The sequence below is a fragment of the Collinsella sp. CLA-AA-H302 genome (assembly GCF_040093305.1).
Classification (GTDB): Bacteria; Actinomycetota; Coriobacteriia; order Coriobacteriales; family Coriobacteriaceae; genus Collinsella.
On sequence record NZ_JBBNJW010000025.1, the window covers coordinates 1 to 795 of the forward strand.

The 795-nt window shown below is 72.2% G+C and carries 1 pseudogene; it reads right to left on the bottom strand.

Going from position 1 to position 795, the window contains the following annotated elements:
- Nucleotides 1-227: 227 nt before the first annotated feature.
- Nucleotides 228-795, bottom strand: a pseudogene (locus tag AAAV21_RS10075) (IS30 family transposase); the annotation flags it as partial.

The window sequence follows — 795 nt, forward strand, 5'->3', positions numbered from 1 at the left end:
AGGGTTGATTTCCGATCTCAGCCGAACACATTGAGCAAATAGGCCGTTCCCGCACCTAGCCGAACGCTCCCGCGGCCCCTCCCGGGGCCCGGGGGCGCCGTTTTCCCAGTTGAAGGAACGGTGGAGATGTGTTTCGATGGGTCCGGTGGCCATGCTCCGCCCGCCGCCCGGCACCTCTTCCCAGACTCAGCCGAACGGTCGGTCAGCCTATTCCGTTTTCCCTCAGGCTAGGACAGCGGGGCATCGCCCCTCTCTGCGCGCGCCCGCGCGATGAGCCCCGGCGTCAGGTCGAGCTCGCCGACGGGCACGTCCTCGACGCCGTACGCCTCCAGCAGCACCACGGCGTCGCCGCCGAGCATCGCCCGGAAGGCGCGGGCGGGCGTCGCGAAGCCGAGCGCGCCGCGGGGCTCGGAGTTCACGTGCGACATCGCGAGCGACAGGTCCGCCGGGACCAGCCTGTCGAACCTGAGGCCGCGGCCCTTGGGCGGCAGCTTCCTGATCTCGACGTGGTTGCGCTCGCAGGCGCCCTTCTGGTCGCTGCGCCCGGGGTCGCAGTAGAACAGCCTCGTCTCGCCCGGCCCCTCGCCGATCAGCGCGGCGATCGCGCCCTCGTCGGAGAACTCGGCGCCGTTGTCGGTGAGCACGGCGCGGAAGACCCTCCCCATGCCGCCGGCGCCCAGCACCGAGCGCACGCCCGCGAGCGCCGCCGCCACGCTCTCGGCGTCCTTCGCCGCGAGCGGCAGCGCGAGCTGCAGCCTGCTGGGGCGGTGCAGCAGCGTGAGCAGGCAGGCGCTG